This is a genomic window from Candidatus Neomarinimicrobiota bacterium (genome assembly GCA_022573815.1).
Lineage (GTDB): Bacteria > Fidelibacterota > SORT01 > SORT01 > SORT01 > JACZTG01.
The window spans coordinates 1-18,967 of the sequence record JACZTG010000033.1 but is presented as its reverse complement, the minus strand read 5'-3'; the positions used below and the strand labels follow the sequence as shown (position 1 = coordinate 18,967).

The 18,967-nt window shown below is 40.4% G+C and carries 20 protein-coding genes and 1 tRNA gene; 14 read left to right on the top strand and 7 right to left on the bottom strand.

Translation table 11 applies throughout. From position 1 onward, the window contains the following. Positions 1-21 precede the first annotated feature (21 nt). Positions 22-936, top strand: a complete 915-nt coding sequence (locus tag IIB39_10155) for a sorbosone dehydrogenase family protein (GenBank protein MCH8929062.1) — start codon at positions 22-24, stop codon at positions 934-936. Between the two features lie 19 nt (positions 937-955). Here IIB39_10155 and IIB39_10150 read toward each other — a convergent pair whose 3' ends face one another. Continuing rightward, positions 956-1,630, bottom strand: coding sequence for a DUF2461 domain-containing protein (locus IIB39_10150; GenBank protein MCH8929061.1), 675 nt, complete (start codon positions 1,628-1,630; stop codon positions 956-958). A gap of 82 nt (positions 1,631-1,712) precedes the next feature. Further along, complete coding sequence (locus IIB39_10145) at positions 1,713-2,669, bottom strand: hypothetical protein (GenBank protein MCH8929060.1); 957 nt, start codon at positions 2,667-2,669, stop codon at positions 1,713-1,715. A gap of 219 nt (positions 2,670-2,888) precedes the next feature. Between IIB39_10145 and IIB39_10140 the strand changes: the two genes are divergently transcribed. The 11 genes from IIB39_10140 to IIB39_10090 all read left to right on the top strand — a co-directional run bounded on the left by IIB39_10140 (position 2,889) and on the right by IIB39_10090 (position 11,911). After that, positions 2,889-3,335: a hypothetical protein gene (locus IIB39_10140; GenBank protein ID MCH8929059.1), complete on the top strand. Its 447-nt coding sequence runs from the start codon at positions 2,889-2,891 to the stop codon at positions 3,333-3,335. Positions 3,336-3,454: 119 nt separating this feature from the next. Then, the gene (locus IIB39_10135; protein MCH8929058.1) at positions 3,455-3,793 is read left to right on the top strand and encodes a DUF2007 domain-containing protein; all 339 of its coding nucleotides are present in this window, start codon (positions 3,455-3,457) and stop codon (positions 3,791-3,793) included. Positions 3,794-3,893: 100 nt separating this feature from the next. Beyond that, complete coding sequence (gene waaF, locus IIB39_10130; protein MCH8929057.1) at positions 3,894-5,807, top strand: lipopolysaccharide heptosyltransferase II; 1,914 nt, start codon at positions 3,894-3,896, stop codon at positions 5,805-5,807. 5 nt (positions 5,808-5,812) lie between these two features. Then, positions 5,813-6,460 carry a threonylcarbamoyl-AMP synthase gene (locus tag IIB39_10125; GenBank protein ID MCH8929056.1) on the top strand — a complete coding sequence of 216 codons (648 nt, stop codon included), beginning with the start codon at positions 5,813-5,815 and terminating at the stop codon, positions 6,458-6,460. A 40-nt stretch (positions 6,461-6,500) separates the two neighbouring features. Further along, the gene (locus IIB39_10120; GenBank protein MCH8929055.1) at positions 6,501-6,932 is read left to right on the top strand and encodes a hypothetical protein; all 432 of its coding nucleotides are present in this window, start codon (positions 6,501-6,503) and stop codon (positions 6,930-6,932) included. After that, positions 6,929-7,693, top strand: a complete 765-nt coding sequence (locus IIB39_10115; GenBank protein ID MCH8929054.1) for a glycosyltransferase family 2 protein — start codon at positions 6,929-6,931, stop codon at positions 7,691-7,693. Before IIB39_10120 ends, IIB39_10115 begins: the two co-directional genes overlap by 4 nt. Continuing rightward, a complete protein-coding gene (locus IIB39_10110; protein MCH8929053.1) occupies positions 7,665-8,459 on the top strand; it encodes a DUF3108 domain-containing protein in 795 nt (264 codons plus the stop codon). The genes IIB39_10115 and IIB39_10110 overlap by 29 nt, the downstream gene beginning before the upstream one ends. Continuing rightward, positions 8,452-9,573, top strand: a complete 1,122-nt coding sequence (locus tag IIB39_10105; protein MCH8929052.1) for a hypothetical protein — start codon at positions 8,452-8,454, stop codon at positions 9,571-9,573. The genes IIB39_10110 and IIB39_10105 overlap by 8 nt, the downstream gene beginning before the upstream one ends. Positions 9,574-9,625: 52 nt before the next feature. Continuing rightward, complete coding sequence (locus tag IIB39_10100) at positions 9,626-10,435, top strand: HAD family hydrolase (GenBank protein ID MCH8929051.1); 810 nt, start codon at positions 9,626-9,628, stop codon at positions 10,433-10,435. Positions 10,436-10,774: 339 nt separating this feature from the next. Beyond that, positions 10,775-11,212, top strand: coding sequence for a hypothetical protein (locus IIB39_10095; GenBank protein MCH8929050.1), 438 nt, complete (start codon positions 10,775-10,777; stop codon positions 11,210-11,212). A 57-nt stretch (positions 11,213-11,269) separates the two neighbouring features. Next, on the top strand, positions 11,270-11,911 hold the full coding sequence (locus tag IIB39_10090; protein ID MCH8929049.1) for a TetR/AcrR family transcriptional regulator: 642 nt from the start codon (positions 11,270-11,272) through the stop codon (positions 11,909-11,911). Between the two features lie 7 nt (positions 11,912-11,918). Here the strand turns inward: IIB39_10090 and IIB39_10085 are convergent, their stop codons facing one another. Further along, positions 11,919-12,269, bottom strand: a complete 351-nt coding sequence (locus IIB39_10085) for a (deoxy)nucleoside triphosphate pyrophosphohydrolase (protein MCH8929048.1) — start codon at positions 12,267-12,269, stop codon at positions 11,919-11,921. Positions 12,270-12,367: 98 nt separating this feature from the next. Further along, the gene (locus IIB39_10080; protein ID MCH8929047.1) at positions 12,368-12,919 is read right to left on the bottom strand and encodes an HDIG domain-containing protein; all 552 of its coding nucleotides are present in this window, start codon (positions 12,917-12,919) and stop codon (positions 12,368-12,370) included. Between the two features lie 168 nt (positions 12,920-13,087). Here IIB39_10080 and IIB39_10075 point away from each other — a divergent pair, with 168 nt between their 5' ends. Beyond that, positions 13,088-15,322 (top strand): PBP1A family penicillin-binding protein, encoded by a 2,235-nt coding sequence (locus tag IIB39_10075; GenBank protein MCH8929046.1) that lies wholly within the window; start codon positions 13,088-13,090, stop codon positions 15,320-15,322. A gap of 24 nt (positions 15,323-15,346) precedes the next feature. Here IIB39_10075 and IIB39_10070 read toward each other — a convergent pair whose 3' ends face one another. Genes IIB39_10070 through IIB39_10060 form a run of 3 tightly spaced genes read right to left on the bottom strand, consistent with a single transcriptional unit; the run spans position 15,347 to position 18,544 of the window. Then, the gene (locus tag IIB39_10070) at positions 15,347-16,648 is read right to left on the bottom strand and encodes a thymidine phosphorylase (GenBank protein ID MCH8929045.1); all 1,302 of its coding nucleotides are present in this window, start codon (positions 16,646-16,648) and stop codon (positions 15,347-15,349) included. Continuing rightward, the gene (locus tag IIB39_10065) at positions 16,645-17,166 is read right to left on the bottom strand and encodes a gamma carbonic anhydrase family protein (GenBank protein MCH8929044.1); all 522 of its coding nucleotides are present in this window, start codon (positions 17,164-17,166) and stop codon (positions 16,645-16,647) included. Before IIB39_10065 ends, IIB39_10070 begins: the two co-directional genes overlap by 4 nt. Next, on the bottom strand, positions 17,156-18,544 hold the full coding sequence (locus tag IIB39_10060) for an LptF/LptG family permease (protein MCH8929043.1): 1,389 nt from the start codon (positions 18,542-18,544) through the stop codon (positions 17,156-17,158). Before IIB39_10060 ends, IIB39_10065 begins: the two co-directional genes overlap by 11 nt. A gap of 111 nt (positions 18,545-18,655) precedes the next feature. On the opposite strand from IIB39_10060, the gene IIB39_10055 reads away from it, so the two are divergent. Then, a tRNA-Arg gene (locus tag IIB39_10055) sits at positions 18,656-18,729 on the top strand. Positions 18,730-18,967: the final 238 nt, after the last annotated feature.

Genomic DNA, 18,967 nt, shown 5'->3' with positions numbered 1-18,967 from the left:
GGTGACCTGTTTGTCTGTTCAATGAAAACCGGCGAGCTGATAGTATTGCCGGACGCAGATAAAGACGGAATCGCTGATAAAAGAATCATTTTCGCGGACGGATTGAGAAATCCTCATAGTGTGGCATTCCACGATGGATACATTTATATCGGAGAGACTGATAAAATCACTCGCTTTAGAGATGAAGATGAAAACTTAGTTGCGGATGGAAAAGGAGAAATAGTGATATCCGGGCTACCCACCAGTGGTCATTTTACGAAAACCATTGTGTTCGGACCTGATGATATGATGTATCTGTCTATCGGTTCTTCGTGCAATATATGCGAGGAGTCAGACCCGAGAAGAGCCGCTGTAGTTAGATATACGCCTGACGGGAAAGATGAGACTATTTTCGCAAAAGGATTACGAAATTCGGTAGCGCTTGCTTTCTATGCTGAAACAGGCGAACTCTGGTCTGCCAACAATGGAAGAGACCGGATTGGCAATGACATACCTCCCGAAGAGATAAATGTTCTCGTTGAGGGCGGACATTACGGCTGGCCTTATTGCTATGGTGACGGAATAATGAATCCTGAATATGCCGGAAAAGAGGAACTTTGTAACGGGACATTACCCCCTGTATTCAATATGCAGGCGCACTCCGCTCCATTAGGAATGCGGTTTTACTATGGAACTCAGTTTCCGGAAGAATTCAGAGGAGATCTTTATATCGCTTTTCACGGCTCATGGAACAGGACCAAGCGAACCGGATATAAAGTTGTGAGAGTGATTATAGAGCGGGGAGCAGCAGTAGGGATAGAAGATTTTATTTCCGGGTGGTTACTTCCTACAGGTAAGAGATGGGGCAGACCTGTGGATGTAGAAATAGCTGCCGACGGCTCTATGTTTATCTCTGACGACTATACTGGAACAATTTATAGAGTCAGTTATGAGTAAGAATTAAGGGAATACAGTATCAAGAACCGGCGGATAACTTAACCAACCATTTATGCAGTTTATCGGCATCTTTATAACACTGAGTGCTCCATTCGACAATGTTCGTCATCCTTCCATTATTCGGGATTGATTTCCAAACGCTTAATCCATTATGGAGCAGCCAATGGGAATTCTTTATATTCTGATCGTATTCTGCGGGCATTCGTTTGTAATGCGCCCCACCAACCTTAAATCCCTTTTTCTTTAACTTCCCCATTATCAGTTGCAGGTTTTTGTTAGTGGTTTTGTCTTGAATTGATTTTCTGAAAGCGGTCAACACCTTTCTTGGGAAAATATGAAATCCCGAGCCAATAAAAATTTCGTCATCACTTATATGTATATAAAATCCAGGATTTTCTAACTTTGGCGCTGAACCCTCCCAGAAGAAAATAGCAAGATGTGTCTTATACGGCGTTTTATCCTTGCTGAATCTTACATCGCGATATATCCTGAATAGTGATTTATCAACTCTTGGATCAGCAATGATTTTCGGAGCGAATTTCTGAATCTTGCCGCCTACGGTTGCCACAAATTCCAGAGCCGGCTCGAGCACTTTTAGCTGGTACTCGGAACGGTGTTTTTCAAACCAGAGTCTGTTGTTATTTTTTTTGAGGCGTGAAAAGTAATGTTGAACATCCGCCGGGAAATGCTTCATTCATTTATCCTTTTAAAAGCATTATTTAATTAAGACATCTGATAAAAATTAATATGGCAGTTAAATTTACTCACTGACAGTATTAAAATTTGAACTCAACATTAATATGAAATTCCTTTACAGAATCTTTATCATCCTCACCCAAAATACGAATATTGGGCATTATATGAAAATTCGCGTCAGCCTCATAATCATAACCTAAAATCAAGTATGTTTCGTTATTTGAAGCGATAGTGTCATTCGGGTCCGATATATCATATCGTCCATAGATATTTCCCTTTTCTAATTTATATGTCCCGAAGAAGGAGATTCCAGTGACATTAAATTCCTTTATTCCTCCATTATTATGGTAAAAATATTCAATACCGGTTCTCAATATTTCCGATTCGTATCCGCCAAATATTGTAAAAGTAAGGTTAGTAAATTCTGAAGTCGTCCGCTCCCGCGCAAGATATACTGTGCCTATAAATTTTTCCTGTGGTTTATACCAGTACATTCCTGAAAGCTTTTTAAAATCGTCGTTTTCAGGTTTAGAATTACTTGTACCGTTCATATAAGTAATATGATACCCCTGTTTATCTGAGAATTTGCCCCTTAATCCGATTCCCAGATCAGCAGATGCTCCCAATTTGTTCAGGTCTTGAATAGTTTTTTCTATTGACCTGTAGCCCCAATATTTCTCTGATACCCACCAATTAGGGGTTGGCTGCATTCCAATATAAATTTTCGCATCAGGTACTAAATTTGCCCATGAAACATAAGCATGCTTCAGAAATGGTCGCGCTTTTCCGTCATCAGCTCTATCTGCATCAAGCAGATATCTGACATCGAAATCATCCGAAATTTTCTTGTCGTAGGCGAAATAATATCTCTTAAAGCGAAATTGCTCAACATCTCCCGTTAAATCATCCGGAACGAAATATTCGAAATAGACTTTACCCGAAATATTACCCGAAGACTCTTGAGCGCTTAGATTTCCTATGACAAGAATATAGTAAGCAAAAATGATGAATATAGCAGTGACGTTTTTGGTATTCATAAAATATTCCTTAATTTGATATTAATAATATCAAGTGAATCTCCGAATTCGGACTATAAATATCCACATAAAAATAATAATAAATTCAAATTTGTATAAATTAGCAAAAAAATCTTGTTTTTAAGTATTTGACTATTATGTTTAAAGGGAATCTAACTAAATATTCATATTATTTTAGGTAACAATAATCTAAAAAGTACGAAAAGGGGTCATAGAAGAATGAAGATTTTAGTTGGCAACTTAACTTCAAAAATATCCCTTGATTTCTTACAGCGGATATTTGGGGTTTACGGTAGTATAGCGTCAATATCACTCACTGTGGACAGCGCTACCAACGAAACAATCGGAGAAGTGGAAATGCCGGACGCAAAAGAGGCTTTGACCGCAGTAACCTCAATTGACGGAAATCGGATAGAAGGTCAAGTGATTATTATTAGCAATAAGTCTGAAATTATAAATAACGAAAATCCTAAGCTAAACCCGGAAGAAGATGCGGGAGCTGAAAGTCCTCTTGAGAAAAGAAAAAGCAACGAAAGAAGGGTGGTCGATAGTCCGTTGTTTAAAGCGGATAGAGGGATAGTTATCGATAGGCGTGAATATATCGATAGGCGGAGTAAGGGTCCCGATAACCAAGATGAAGATTCGCCCCCGTTAGAGATCACCTAAATAGCCGGTAATATTATTTATAATGTTGATCTGTAATTATTATTACTTTCAACTTTGGAGCATTCCCATATTTTTAATTAAATAATTAAATTGATTAAATCCTTATTGGAAATATTAAAATGTCATTTTGTCCGTCCTGCAAAGCAGAATATATAAAAAGTGTAAACAGCTGTCCTGATTGTGGGGAATCGCTGGTTGAGCATCTGCCACATTCCGCTAAACTTCAAGAAATGAATTGGATTCCACTACATAGCGTACCCGGCAAAGCCTACGCTGAAATGGTTACGGAGATTTTTGACAAAGAAGAAATTCCGAATTACACAAAATCAGACGCTGTCAGCACTGCCTACCTGACAGGGGGAGCCGGAAGTATTGGCGGAACGTCGGTGATATTTGTACCCGAAGAGCATCAAAGCCGTGCGGAAGAAATTCTCACTCAGCTGTTGGATGGTATTTAGGGCATCTTAAAAAAAGGCTTTTCATTCTTATAGGAAATCTCTTATACCCTTAATTTCCTTGCTTTTAGGGGCATATTCTAATAACATTTCCACTCGAATCATGAAACATTATATCGAATATTTATTGTTGCTTATGGTCTATTTCACAGTAGGATTGCTCTCCGAAAGCTCCGCAAGGCGATTTTCTCATTTTGTAAAATGGATTATGTTTAAACTGATTCGCTATAGAAGAAGGGTAGCGCTCAGAAATTTAAAGGAGTCATTTCCTGAAAAATCTTCCGAGGAACTCTATGCCATTCTTGAGGGCGCGTATGAAAACTTTGCTATCGTCGGCGTAGAATTGCTGCGTCAGAAAAAATTGCGTAATTCCGGAGCTGTTAAAAGAGTAAAATTTAGTGGCAGTGAAATGATGGAAAAACTGAAAGAAAAAAACAATGCGGCTATAATAGCGTCCGGTCACGCGGGAAATTGGGAATTACTCGGAGGAGCCATCGCACAAAGTGGAATTGTCTTTACAGGAATTGCCGACCATATGAGCAACAAATATTCAGACAAACTATTTGAAGGTCTTCGCCGCTCATTATCGCAGAAAATTTTCTATACGTCCGAACCTTCTACACGGTTACTAAAATTATTGAAAGATGGAACAAGTCTTGGCATAGCCACAGACCAGGATTCCGGTAAAAGCGGGGTATTTGTTGATTTTTTCGGCAGGAAAGCATCAATGCCTAAAGGAGCGGCCTATCTTGCTCTGAAATCAGGCTTCCCTATAGTAATGCTGTTTTCGCGGCGACTCGAAGACGGAAGTTATGAGGCGGAAATAGACCCGATACTGATTGAATCAGGTTTATCCGTGACTGAAGAAAACATCAGGAAAATCTCTCAGACTATCGCATCGCGGCTTGAGGAACATATAAGAAAAAACCCCGGTCAATGGCTCTGGTTTCACAGGAGATGGAAGACTCGCCCCGAAGGAGAACAGGAAAAGAAGCGCTTGCTTATTCTTCAGACTGCGTTCTTAGGGGATGTAGTTCTCGCAACCCCTATAGCTGAGGAAATTAAAAAGGCTCATCCTTCATGGGAAATTGATTTCCTGACTATCCCTCAAGCGGCAAGCCTTGTTAAAAACAATCCGAATATATCGGAAGTTATTGAATATGATAAAAGGGACGGAGATAGCGGATTCCGAGGGTTTTTCAATATGGTTCGGCGGATTGAAACAGGAGCGTATGATATAGCGATAGTGCCGCACAGGTCAATTCGGAGCGCGGCTCTTGTGAGACTTTCCGGAATTCCCAGCCGAATAGGGTTTGATAGGAGCGCCGGTTCATTCCTGCTTACCGAAATTGTAAAGTATGAAGATAATATACACGAAGTAGATAGGAATCTGAAATTGCTGGATTCTATAATTGATTTCCCTGTCAAAGGGTATCCGCGTCTTTATCCTGCCGTTGGAGATGTCCGAAAAGCAGAAAATACACTAACCGAGAACGGAATCAGCTCAGACAAACCGCTTGTCGCAATAGCGCCCGGTTCAATTTGGAATACAAAGCGCTGGCCTATTGATAAATATGAAGAACTTGCCCGGAAATTTATTAAAAACGGCGCCAATGTAATATTAATCGGAGGGAAAGACGATATTTCGTTGCTGAAGGGCACAGATTTCGATGGAACAATTGATTTAGCCGGTAAATTGACACTGATGGAATCAGCGGCGCTACTGAAGAAATGTGATTTGTTAGTAACAAATGACAGCGCTCCAATGCATTTCGCCGTAGGTGTTGATACTCCGGTTGTGGCGATTTTTGGTGCAACTGCCCCAAAGTACGGATTCTATCCCTATGATAAGGATGATATCGTGGTGGAAAGGGAATTGCCCTGCCGACCATGCGCAATACACGGCGGAACGAAATGCCCGATTGGTACGTTTGAATGTATGCTGGATATTAGCGCAGAAGAGGTTTACAGCGCAGCAAAAAGCCGAATTGAATTGGAAGAACGAACTTTACGCTGAATCTGATGACTCAAACTAAAATAATTAAAATAAACGACAAAGATTCTATGGAGCATGCTATTATAGAGGCATCTGTGATTCTGGCTGAAGGCGGTATCATAGCATATCCGACAGATACGCTGTATGGATTGGGAGTGGATGCTGATGACCGGGATGCTATGCAAAATCTGCAGGACGTAAAGGAAAGAACCGGGGATAAGTCGATAAGCATAATGCTCTCCGGAATAGAAATGCTCTATAATATCTTTACCGATTTATCGAAAGGAGAGAAAAATCTCATTGATGAATTTCTTCCGGGAGAGCTCACGATAGTTTTGAAGAGACCGGCTAATTCTAAGTTTATATCAGGAGATACGGTTGGTATCAGGATACCACGCAATGAATTTTGTAATGAGTTGGTGGAGCAATACGGGAAACCGATAACCACGACAAGCGTAAACTTATCCGGCGGAATTCCGGCAAGGAATGCCGATGAGGTTATGAATTACTTTTCGGGAAAGATTCATCTTCTGATTGACGGCGGCAAATCTCCAAACAGTGGAGGTTCTACTGTAGTACAAACGAATGGTGACGATATAAAAATTTTGAGACAGGGGAAAATCATAGCTGATGATATATTCGACAAATTTTATGGTAAATTAAAAAATGTATAGCGTAGCATTTATTTGTATGGGAAATCTTGTCCGGAGCGTAATGGCAAAGGCGCTGTTTGATAATATGTTAACAGAAAACGGAAATAAGGATATCAACAGCAAGTCTGCCGGTTTGACAAGGCTTTCTGGCGCGAAAGCGGCGGTGAATACGATTAAAATATGTTCAAAAAACGGACTTGACGTAAATTCTCATCGGTCAAGTAAAGTGGATGGAGGCCTTATATTTGAGGCGGATTTAGTCCTGACTATGGAAATCGAACAAATGAGTTATCTTCAATCGGTTTACTCGGAACAATCGCAAAAAATATTTACTCTTACGGGATACGGTGAAGGAAATGAACGTGATATTTATGATCCTTATGGTGATGGAATAGACATATTTGAAGATGTGTTTAATGAGATAAAGGGGGAAATAGAACGTATATTTCCAATGTTGTTAATTGAATCAAAAAATATAGCGGATAATAATTGAAAATTTCGACTCTTATGATTTGCTATAACGCTGAGAGGACTATTCGAAAGACATTAAATAGCCTTGACTGGTCAGACGAAATTATAGTTGTCGATTCATTCAGCAGTGACGGCACTCCTGATATCTGCAAAGAGTTCGACGTGACCTTTCTTCAGAAAGAATGGCAGGGTTTTGGTAAGCAACGAAAATGGTCGGTTGAGCAGGCAAATAATGACTGGATATTCTTTATTGACGCCGATGAGGAGGTATCAGGCGAACTTAAAAGTGAGCTGCTGAATATCAAGAATGAAGGTACAGAATCTGATGTCTATGCCGTTCCCCGAAAAGTTTACTATATGAACAGATGGATAACGCATTCAGGCTGGTATCCTGATTATAAGGAGCGGTTATTTAATAAACATAAGGCATCCTGGAACGAAAGCGAGTTACACGAAAAATTAATTTACAAAGGTGCGGCGAAAAAACTTAAGGGAGATCTTTATCATTACACATATCAGAATGTAGAAGATCAGTTGGAACGGATTAACAGGTATTCCACAATCGCCGCTGAGGAGCTTTATTCCAAAGGTATAAAACCAAATTTGATTAAGTCGATTTTCGGTTCAATCTGGAGATTTAAAAAACTATATTTTTTAAAATTAGGTTTTTTGGATGGTCTCGCAGGTTTAACAATAGCTTCAATGGAATCGTATTATGTGATGCTCAGGTATTTTAAGCACGCAGAAATGATTATTGCTGATAAAGAGCGTTGGGACAAGTAAGATGCTTCTCAATCTGATACTGTTATTTATGTTTTCTTTTCAATTATCAGGGAACGATGTTGAGGAAAAGTCATCGGCGAGCAAAGAAAATAAAGCGTTTAAGGTGGGAGAAAAACTTACGTTCAGTATCGGATATGAATTTATTCCTGCGGGAAAAACGATTTTAACAGTAGAGAAAATAATCACAATAAAAGGTAAAAAGACTTATCACATTTCCTCAAGAACAAAATCACACAGGTTTTTCGATCCATTTTTTAAGGTGCGTGACGAAATTGATACATATATGGATATTGACTCATTTCGATCAATAAAATTTCGTAAAAAACTAAGAGAGGGAAGATACTCTTACGATTATTCGGTGGAGTTTGACATCGATAGTATGAAAGCGGTATCAATAACCTCAAAAGGTTCAAGGATTTTGGATATACCGGAATTCACACTCGATATATTGTCGGCAATGTATTATATGAGGACGCGTAAATTGGAAGTTGGAAAGACTCTCACAGTGGATGTCCTGGATAATGACAAATTATATCCACTGGAATTAAGAATAATACGGAAAGAAAGGGTGGTGGTCAAGGCGGGGTTGTTTGATTGTTTTCTGATTGAACCTATGCTCAAAAGTGGGGGACTTTTCAAAAATGAGGGTCAAATATCGGTGTGGGTGACCGATGATCACAGAAAAGTTCCTGTTTTAATCAAAAGTAAGGCGATTATCGGATCAATAGTGGTGGAGTTAGAAAGAGTAGAGGGATTGATTGAGTAAAATAATCGCTGTCTTAATACTGTATTTTACTCTTCTTCCTCTGACAAATGCTCAAAACCCGTCTGCCGATTGGGTAATGTTATTTAAATATCGGATAATAACAGAAGCATTGTCAAAAGATGGGAGTGGATTCGTAGCGGTGACCGAATCGGAAAATGGAAAATATAAATCAATAATTATTCATCTAATCTCTTCCGAACGTAAAATGATTTTTAAAAAACCTATTTCATTTGACGGGGATTTGTTTCAAGTAGAAGAAATATTCATCCACGATAACGCAACTCTGATAGCCCTAACAGGTTTGATTTCTATTCGGGATTTGCCGGGGTATGAAATTCCGCTGACGCTGATACTTGATAAATCCGGAAAAGAACTATGGAGAACCAATTCCGAGATGCTCGGTTTTTTGAAAGGCGGCGATAATGTGTTGCTCAGCAGGAAAAATACGGAAGAAAACGCCAAGCCATGTTTTAGAGATGAAAAAAACAGTGTGGATTATGGATGTCTTAGAATCGTTGACGCGTTCACGGGAGAATTGAAAGAACTAATTACATTTCCGGGTCACATAGGATTATTTGGGTTTGTGGAAATATGGGATGATAATCACCTGGCAATAGGCACTCAAGAGGGGGATATCTTCTTCAAAGACCTTGAAGACAATACCTTGTGGATGAAACAAAGCGAAGGTCTTATCGCAAAGGCTAAGATTGATAAAGCCTATGATATGCTCATAGTGGAGAGGGGGCAAAAAGACGCTGTCTATAGCAAAGCCGGAGATGAGATATGGAGCGGAACGATTAGGACAAAGAAAATTAAGTCTGAAATGCCAATCGATTATGATATAGCCGTTCAATTCGGAGCTGATGTTTTAAACAAAACTCCAATTCTGTTTTGGAGAGAAGGTATGATATTTCAGGGGTTGTACAAGGTCAGCAAAGATGAGTTAAATATGCTTTTTCATTGGGAGACATTCGGACAAAAATTTATGCGATATTCCAATATACACTATTCTGAAAATAAAAATAGGGCCATAGCCCGGACTCTCGACGGTATGAAATTAGATTATTTCAACTTCGAATTCAAACCAGACCCTGCAACTGCGAATGAACCTTAGTCAATCTATACTGAATAAATTTTATTATCAGTTCCGCAAAACATAGAATTCAGTGCAAAATCTAAAAGAGAAAATAAAGCTTGTAGCAACTGATATAGGCGGTACTCTTGCTCACGATGACGGTACGTTATCCCGGGAAACAATTGAGATATTCCGTTCACTGATTTCGCAAAATGTCCCCGTAGCGCTTGTAACCGGCTATAATATGAAAATGACAGAGAAATACTCAAGCCAATTATCAGAGGACCTTATTCGCGTAATTCAGAATGGAGCGATAATATTTGAAGGCGCCGAGCTGATAAAAACGAACTATCTCAATAAAGATGTTGCTGCTGAGTTGATAAAATATTTTGAATCAAAAAGATTTTCACCAATTTTGTTTATGGGAGTTGAGGAAAAGGGAAAAGCATACTTCAAACGAATGAATGATGAATTTGTTGCACGAGATTCATTTATAGAAGTTTCAGATTTCGAGCATCTGCTTCAAAACGACCCTGTGGAAGTTAGCGTATGGGAGTCGACAGATAAGATATTGGCGTGTAAGGCAGAGCTGGAAAGCCTTTATGGCGATGATTGGAATGTCACAGCCTCTATCCAGAAAAACCGATCATGGCTTGAAGTACTTCACCCGGATGCCCAAAAAGATAACGCCTTGTTAACGATTATGGAACGTAAGGGGATTAAGCCTGATGAAGTTATATATTTCGGAGATAATCTCAACGACATACGCTGCCTTGAACTTGTAAAGTATTCGGTAGTTGTGGCAAATGGGTTGGAAGAGGTCAAAAAAATGGCGTGGAAGGTCGCATTATCAAATAACGATGACGGGGTCGCCATAATCTTAAAGCAAATCTTCATATAATAGGGTAATCAGATAATAGTACTTAGCATATTAACATAAATAACTATATAGGGTTAATACGTGATATATATGTGGTATAAATGTAGCAATAGGGCAATATAAAGAGTTTAGTGATTCCATAGCGTCCCAAACCACATAGTGGTCTAATAATCTTAATATCAAAGAATTGAATTAATAAACAGGATAAAATTATTTTTACCGAATTCTTTAGCCATAATTATATGGAAATTTATATATAATGCGGATAACTTATCCAAAGCCTGTAATTTGTGGGAGAGTATAGACAAAGAATTCAAGTGATTCTGACTATATTTTAACAATCCATCTAGGGAGTATAAAATGCACTTACTGTTACTATCCATTTCGATATTGCTTGGTGTGGTTGGTGGATTAATGATTTTATCGCCAAAGGCGGCAGGTTGGTTGAATAAGTCAGGAAATGTTGTTGTGCTAAGCGATAAAAAAGTGTTGGAACACAGGTTTTTATCAGGTTTAATTTCATTAGGTTTCGGGATTTTCTTTCTGTTCAAAGCTTCCGGATACGATCAGCCGCACACAGAATCTCTTAAGCTGCCTTTTTATTCTATAGGCATATTACTCACACTCTTCGGAATGATGTTTTTTATGTCATCAAAATTCTTTGAATCAATAAATTCCCTGACAAGCAAAGAAATGGTTAATGATAAGATACTAATGAAATACCCAAGAATAACCGGAGGGTTCCTGCTTATTTCCTCCGTATCGGTTTATTATACTTCTAAATATTTCGCCGGTTAGAAAAGCGAAAGTAACTCTCTTCAGATTGAAGTTAAAGCTACTCAGGAAAAATTCCCTGTGCCCAAACGGGTAGATAAAGAAAAAAAGAAGCAGCGTATTATTAATTCAGCGAATGTGATATTTGCTCGTGACGGATTTTTTAATGCTAAGGTGGAGGATATAGCTATTGCTGCGGATGTCGGCAAGGGTACCATTTACGAATATTTCAGCAGTAAAGACGAGTTGTTTCTAAATGTATTCAAGACATTCAAGGAGAAAGTGTTATCACGATTTTGGATAATACTGGATTTAGACCTGAGCGCTATAGAGAAACTTCGGCGATTTGCACAAATCACTGCCGAAATTCATTTTGACCCTGATTTGAATATGAGCATACTGATTCAATTTCGAACGGAGTGCTTAAATAGAATGAATGATGTAGAGTTTAACAAAAATTTAGACGAATACTATGAAGAAATGACCGCTTTAGTGTCCGGAATAATTGGCGAAGGAATTGATGAAGGATTAATTAAACCTCTGAATAAAGAACTAATATCCCGGAATTTTATCGCTGCGTTTGATGGAATGACGGCACAATATTTTCTTAAAGAAAAAGATTATGATATTCGAGCGGCTGCTGAAAGCGGCTATGAAATTTTTATAAAGGGAACGGGTACTTTTCAAGGGCGATATTCTAATTCAGAAGAAAACGAGAACTGAGCGGTACTTAATTAGCGGAAAGTAATTTCACTAACTCGGCATCCGCAGGCGGGAAATTATATGTAGGAAATTCGTTCTTCGAAATCCATTTTATTTCATCACATTCCAATGGTAACGGGTCTCCCGATAATATTGTCGAATTGTAAAATAACAGGCGGATATTTCGGTCTTCGTATTCGTGAAAAATCTCATGGAATAGATCCCCTACCTCAACAGTCAAATTAGTTTCTTCCAATATCTCTCTCGCCAGAGCAACGGTATAAGATTCACCCTCCTTTACCTTTCCTCCGGGGAATTCCCAAAATCCTCCCAAATGGGATTTAGTGGGACGTTTTGTAATAAGATATTTACCGTCCACTTCGATTATAGCGGCAACTACGGTTAGTGTCTGCTTATTAATAGGAATCTGTTTGTTAATGAAAACGAGAGTTTAGAGTGTCGGCTGAATATAGTCCGTTAAAGTCCTAATTCGGAAGAGATTGACTTCATAGCATCAAGGACGGTTTGCATATGTTCATCCCTTTCAACACCGAGCTCCACGATCCCCTGCTCTATATGACTCCGGTTCACTTGTCGCGCAAATCCCGATTGCTTCAGTTTCTTTTTAATTGATTTTATTTTGACTTCGCCGATTAGTTTACTTGGTCTGACCAGCGCGACTGCGACTATAAATCCGCAAAGTTCATCCACGGCAAAAAGTGTCTTGTCCATCAACGCATCTCTCGGAGTTTTGCTGTTGGGCACATGAGACCGGATGGCGTGAACAACTTCGGCTGGAGCTCCTTTTTCTTCGAGTATTTTGGCTCCAACAACGGAATGTTCTTCTTCTGATGGATATTTTTCATAATCGAAATCGTGAATAATCCCCGTAACGCCCCATAATTCTTCATCTTCGTCGTATATTTTTGCGTAAGCTCTCATAGCTGCCTCTACAGCGTACATATGTTTTCGGAGGTTTTTATTGTCCACATATTCGTGCATAAGATCAATTGCATCGCTTCGATTCATTTCTCTCCCTCTTTTCTATCGGTTTTTAATATATAACTATCCGATAAAAAGGCAATAAGGATGCAATTATAATAATCTCAAAGTTAGTATAATCAGATCTTGAAACGGATGTTAGCCACAGGTAACCATTCTTGCGTTTTCGGCGGATGTTCACTATTATTACGTATCATGGCAAAGGGAAAAAGACCGCAGGTAGCAGTTAGAGTTAGAAAGCCCATAAAAAGAAATATTTCTTTTAGGCAGAAGCAGAAATTTTTAATTTCGTTAATTATTAGCCTTTCGATATTAGTAGTTGGCCTGATTTATTATGATTGGATGTCCGCTGACCTGCCTTCTCTTCAACAATTAGAAAATTTTAATCCGAACCTTGTTTCACGGGTATATTCGGCAGATTCGGTTCTTATACACGAATTTTTCGCTGAAAGAAGAGTGCTCGTGCCACTCGATGAGATACCGGTGGATGTTATAAACGCATTTATTTCTACGGAAGATATAAGATTTAGAACACATTGGGGAATTAGTCCAAGGGACATGATAAGGGCTGTATTAGTGGACATTCTGACCCTTTCGAAAAAGCAGGGAGCAAGTACTCTTACTCAGCAGCTTGCGCGGGTTCTTTACCTGAATATGGAGAAACGATTTACACGCAAGATAAAGGAAATGATTACTGCGGTTGAAATCGAACGCACTTACACAAAAGATGAAATTTTAGAAATGTATTTGAACACCATATATCTCGGTCATGGGGCATACGGAGTTCAAGCTGCTTCCCGAAGATTATTTAACAAAAAAGTTCAGAATTTGACATTAGAAGAATCTGCGATGTTAGCCGCATTGCCTAAGTCTCCGAGTGGTTATTCGCCGCTGTTTAATCCCAAAAGAGCTCTGGCACGGCGTAATTTGGTATTAAGGCTTATGAGCAATCGAGGCGCTATAACCGCAAGCGAATATATTACGGCTCGGGCAAAACCGATTATTGTTCAGCGCAAGCTTAACATAGGAGGATACGCTCCATATTTCACGGAGTACGTCCGGCAGGAAATTAATAGTATTTCCGAAGAGTTAGATGTTGATATTCTTAGGGACGGTCTGACCATTTACACTACTCTCGACACGCGTATACAATTTGCCGCAGAGAAGGCTGTCTTAAATCATATTGAAGGAGTTCGAACCGAAGCAGACTCACTGATTCCGGATTGGGCATTGGGTCAACAAGGTGTGTTAAATAAGCGTCTCCTGGCAAACCCGGATGAGATTATTTCTATGATTGATACATCCCGGTATCCGATTGAATCCGTGGATTCTATGCTTCGGGGGGAAATTCCGATCGCGCCAGAACTAAGGAAAAAACTTGTGGTTCAGACATCTCTAATCGCCAAAGACCCGAAAACCGGACATATTCTTGCCATGGTTGGAGGTAGAGATTTTAAATTCGACAAGTTCAACAGAGCAACGCAGGCAAAAAGGCAGCCCGGATCGATATTCAAACCAATCGTGTGGACAGCTGCGCTGGACAATGGATATTTGCTTTCAGATATGCTGCTGAATCAGCCGGTAGTTCTCTTCATGGACGATTCAACGAGATGGCGACCGAGAAATTATGACGGATCTACCGGTGGATTGGTAGATCTCCGACAGGCATTGAAAAGATCGCTTAACTTGATTTCCGTCAGGGTCGTACAGGAATTGATTACGCCTAGTACTGTTCGGGATTACGCCAAAGCAATGGGATTTACCACTAACATCCGCCCGGTACAGGCGATTGCTCTTGGAACGAGTGAATTGTTGCCAATTGAGGTAGTATCGGCATTCGGGACGTTCGCTAACAAGGGTGTACTGGTTTCACCGATTACAATCACAAAAATTGAGGATAGGTACGGCAACGTTATTAAAGAATACACGCCAATACAAAAAGAGGTATTAAGCGAAGAGACCGCATATCTTATGACCAATTTACTCGAATCTGCGATTAAAGCCGGTACGGGAGTCTCTACACGTGTGAAATACAAATTTTATGCAGATGCGGGAGGGAAGACAGGGACTACAAATGATTTTACCGACGCTTGGTTCGTAGGATTTACTCCGCTGATAGCAGCTGGCGTATGGGTGGGAATTGATGATCCGCAAGTCTCGCTTGGAAATGGTCAGGCAGGTTCGGTCGCGGCGCTGCCGATTTGGGCGATGTTTATGAAGATGGTTTATGACAGTTTAAAACTGCCGGATAAACCGTTCGAAAGACCGGCGAATATAGTTGAATTGAAAATTTGCAGCGTAACGAAGAAAAATCCCACACCCTATTGTCCGATAACCACCGAGATATATAATAAAAAATATGTTCCCCAAGGTATATGCCCGATCCATACGGGCTCTATTACCAAGAAAAAGGGGAATGTGGATTTTTAATTAACTGTTCACCCGTTATCGCAATCAGATAACTTCTTTAATCAAATCAGGCGGCGCGTTTTCTGCGTCACCTATCTCAAAAGCGTTTTTAACGTTCAGGAGTTGAGAACTTAACTTTTCTTCTGAATCGGAATAAACGTCTGCTAAAATATCACCTTCGTTCAGAGAATCCCCAATTTTGTAATGGAGTATTATTCCTGCATTATTATCCAGACTATCATCCTGTTTTAATCTTCCAGCGCCAAGTGAGACAGAGGCAGTGCCTAAGGCATACGGATCTAAGGATTCTACGAATCCCGTGGAGTCTGCCGTTACTGATGCGGAATGTTTGGGTGCCGGATATTTGTCGGGATCATATAGCAGTGAGGAATCTCCATTCTGAGCTTCCACAAGCTTTACAAACTTATCAAACGCCGAGCCATTCTGAAGAAGTGATTTAAGAGTCGAATATGCCTCATCGATCGAATCAGTTATTTTGCCCAGCACAAGCATATGAGCGCCAAGCGTCAGTGTCAATTCCTCCAGGTCTTCCGGTCCTTCACCTTTTAAGCATTTCAGTGATTCCACAACTTCCACCCAATTGCCGATAGCATTTCCAAGAGGCTGTGACATATCAGTTATAAGAGCCTTTGTGTCGATTCCGGCCTGTTTGCCTATTGATACAAGCGTATGTGCCAGCAGACGACTATCTTCCATATCGGTGAGAAACGCTCCTTTTCCGGTCTTTACATCAAGAACAAGGGCGTCAATACCCTCGGCGATTTTTTTAGACATAATACTTCCTGCCATGAGCGGAATAGAACGGACAGTAGCGGTCACATCACGAAGAGCATACATTTTCCTGTCGGCGGGAACAATATCTTCTGATTGACTGATAATAGCCACGCCTATATCAGAAACTTGTTTTAAAAATTCGTCGGTGGTTTTACTTACATTGAATCCCGGAATAGATTCAAGTTTATCAAGGGTTCCGCCTGAATGCCCTAAGCCTCTTCCTGATATCATCGGTATGGGCAATCCCGCAGCGGCTACAAGCGGAGCTAAAATCAGCGATACTTTATCACCCACGCCACCGGTGGAATGCTTGTCTATTTTAATTCCGGGGATGCCTGACGTGTCAATCGTATTTCCGGAATTTACCATAGATTTCAGAAGAAAACCCGTTTCACTATCTGTCATCCCTTTGAAATATACAGCCATGAGAAACGCTGACATTTGATAGTCGGGTATAGTTCCGTCAGTGTAACCTGAAATGATAAATTCTATCTCTTCAGCTGAAAGTTCGCCGCCATCCTGCTTTCGAGAAATCAGTTCATATAATGTCAAAGAGTACCACTTTCCTTTCTGAATAGTTCTTTATAGAGCACATATTCGTCTGAGCCGTCCATAATTCTTTTCCAATCCGATTCGGAAGTATTCCGCTTTTCACGAGCCGGTATTCCTGCCACCAAACTGTTTTTCCGCACGGTTTGCCCTTCCAATACTACGGCTCCGGCTGCAACTATTGATCCTTCTTCTATCGTAGCTCCGTCGAGAACAGTTGCGTTCATTCCAATGAGAACTTTATCGTGGACAGTGCATGCGTGAACTACTGCCGCATGTCCGATAGTTACGTCATTTCCGATTTCAAGCGGGAGCTTTCCGCCCACAACGTGTAACACAGCTCCGTCCTGAATGTTCGTTCGCTCGCCGATTTTTATGTAATGCATGTCGCCTCTGATGACTGCTGAATACCAAACGGAACTGTCCGCTCCAATTTTCACGTCTCCGATAACCGCCGCCGTTTCAGCAACGAATACACTTTCATGTAAATCAGGCTTAATTCCTTTGAACTCAATTATCAATCGAGTTTCTCCTTGAAAAAACAGTGCGGAATTTGCCCAGTATCCGATCAATGTCCCACGCGCCCATCTGTCTTACCGTCCGTGTGGACATATATAACCCTAACGCTCCGACAAGCATATTAGGCGACCACATAGCCATTAGAGGTGAAATAATACCTCTGTCGGCAAGGTCCTCGCCTGCGATTAGAAACGACCAATAAATAAGAAAGAATCCGAGGCTGATGCTCATACTCACCGCGAGACCCCCTTTTTTGGATATAATCCCCAGAGGCGCGCCGACGAGCATAAAAACTATGCAGGCAAATGGAATTGAATATTTTTTCTGAATTTCCACACGGAATTTGTTCTGCTGTCGCCCGTAAGTCTTGATTATGGTGGATTCGCTTGCTAAAAGTTGAATTGTCCTTTTAACTCTTCTCAGAGATTTTCCGATGGATTTTTCCATTTCTCTGTCTGTGGGCGTCCAGGTCTCAATTGAGGCAGAGGAACTATTGTCAACTGTTACGTCCTGCTTGAAAATCTTATCAAGATTGTTCTCTGAATAATGTTGGATTTTATCGTATGCGGATTCAATTTTTACGTCCAAATCACTTACCCTTTTTCTCATCATCTGAGCGGACATTTCTCTGTCGCCTCTCCTGCGTGATGTGCTTCGCTCAAGAGTCATATTCTCTATCGGAATCGTAAATCGGTGGTACTCGAACTCCACTCGGCGGTATTCTTCCCGATTGGTCATATTGAGTTCGTGGATTTCACCTTCTTCAAGATCAAATATCAGTCTGTTACCCTTGATAGTAATTTTCCCTCTTCGCGCGGTAACCGTGGTCTGAACCTGAGCGGTCTCATCATTGTATATTGTGACATCCTCAAGGATATCGCCTCTTTTCCTTTTGACAAGAAGGCTGTAACCCGGAATATCGTTGGTGAAATAGCCCTCCTGAATATTCAGATCAGGTCTCTTGCGATATATGTCCGTGCCGAGCATACGCGCCCTGTGATTAAATTCAGGGAGAACACTGTTATTGAAGTAGATCATAAAGATTGTCATTCCGCCGGCAAGCAGCAGCCCGGGAAATATCATTTTACCGAAACTGATTCCCGCAGCTTTTAAGGCTGAAATCTCATTATCAGCTGATAGCCTTCCATATGCCATCAATGAAGCGATGAGAACAGACATTGGCACGGCAAGCGCGAGAATCCAAGCGATATTCAATCCGATGTATTCCAATATGACGGTGAACTCTATTCCTTTCCCAAGAATCTTATCCACTGTTTTTATCATGAAATTCATAAGGAAGATGAAAACGATAACTATCAGCCCGAGAAAAAACGGGGCAATGTGTTCGCCAATAATATATAATGGTAGTTTCTTAAACATTAATTCACCTGTAAGCACAATAAAATTAGTCGCTACGCCAATAAGGAACAAGCTTCAGTATTTACTCTTGACAGCGGAACAGAGTATTGATACATTTCACCGAAGTAAAATGCGCCCGTAGCTCAACCGGATAGAGCAACGGCCTTCTAAGCCGTAGGTTATGTGTTCGAGTCACATCGGGCGTACAAGTAAAAGCCCTGGTAACGCTTTGTTATCAGGGCTTTACTGGTTTTAAGTGAAAAGTGAAAAAGTACCGAAAAGGCATTACGGGACGTTTTGGGACATATATGGACAGAAAAACGGCACTCTCACGGCACAACTTTTTAAAGATGAATTTAAAAGAGAATGCGAATATTATGCATTCTCTTCATATGAAATAATGGGCAGGATATCTTCGAGGTGTTTAACAGAAGAGCGGTAATT

Excerpts from the sequence above, each read along its gene's own strand:
- IIB39_10155 (MCH8929062.1), top strand. The coding sequence starts at position 22 with ATGAAAACCGGCGAGCTGATAGTATTGCCGGACGCAGATAAAGACGGA.
- IIB39_10150 (MCH8929061.1), bottom strand. The coding sequence starts at position 1,630 with ATGAAGCATTTCCCGGCGGATGTTCAACATTACTTTTCACGCCTCAAA.
- IIB39_10145 (MCH8929060.1), bottom strand. The coding sequence starts at position 2,669 with ATGAATACCAAAAACGTCACTGCTATATTCATCATTTTTGCTTACTAT.
- IIB39_10140 (MCH8929059.1), top strand. The coding sequence starts at position 2,889 with ATGAAGATTTTAGTTGGCAACTTAACTTCAAAAATATCCCTTGATTTC.
- IIB39_10135 (MCH8929058.1), top strand. The coding sequence starts at position 3,455 with ATGTCATTTTGTCCGTCCTGCAAAGCAGAATATATAAAAAGTGTAAAC.
- waaF (MCH8929057.1), top strand. The coding sequence starts at position 3,894 with ATGAAACATTATATCGAATATTTATTGTTGCTTATGGTCTATTTCACA.
- IIB39_10125 (MCH8929056.1), top strand. The coding sequence starts at position 5,813 with ATGACTCAAACTAAAATAATTAAAATAAACGACAAAGATTCTATGGAG.
- IIB39_10120 (MCH8929055.1), top strand. The coding sequence starts at position 6,501 with ATGGCAAAGGCGCTGTTTGATAATATGTTAACAGAAAACGGAAATAAG.
- IIB39_10095 (MCH8929050.1), top strand. The coding sequence starts at position 10,775 with ATGCACTTACTGTTACTATCCATTTCGATATTGCTTGGTGTGGTTGGT.
- IIB39_10080 (MCH8929047.1), bottom strand. The coding sequence starts at position 12,919 with ATGAATCGAAGCGATGCAATTGATCTTATGCACGAATATGTGGACAAT.
- IIB39_10075 (MCH8929046.1), top strand. The coding sequence starts at position 13,088 with ATGGCAAAGGGAAAAAGACCGCAGGTAGCAGTTAGAGTTAGAAAGCCC.
- IIB39_10060 (MCH8929043.1), bottom strand. The coding sequence starts at position 18,544 with ATGTTTAAGAAACTACCATTATATATTATTGGCGAACACATTGCCCCG.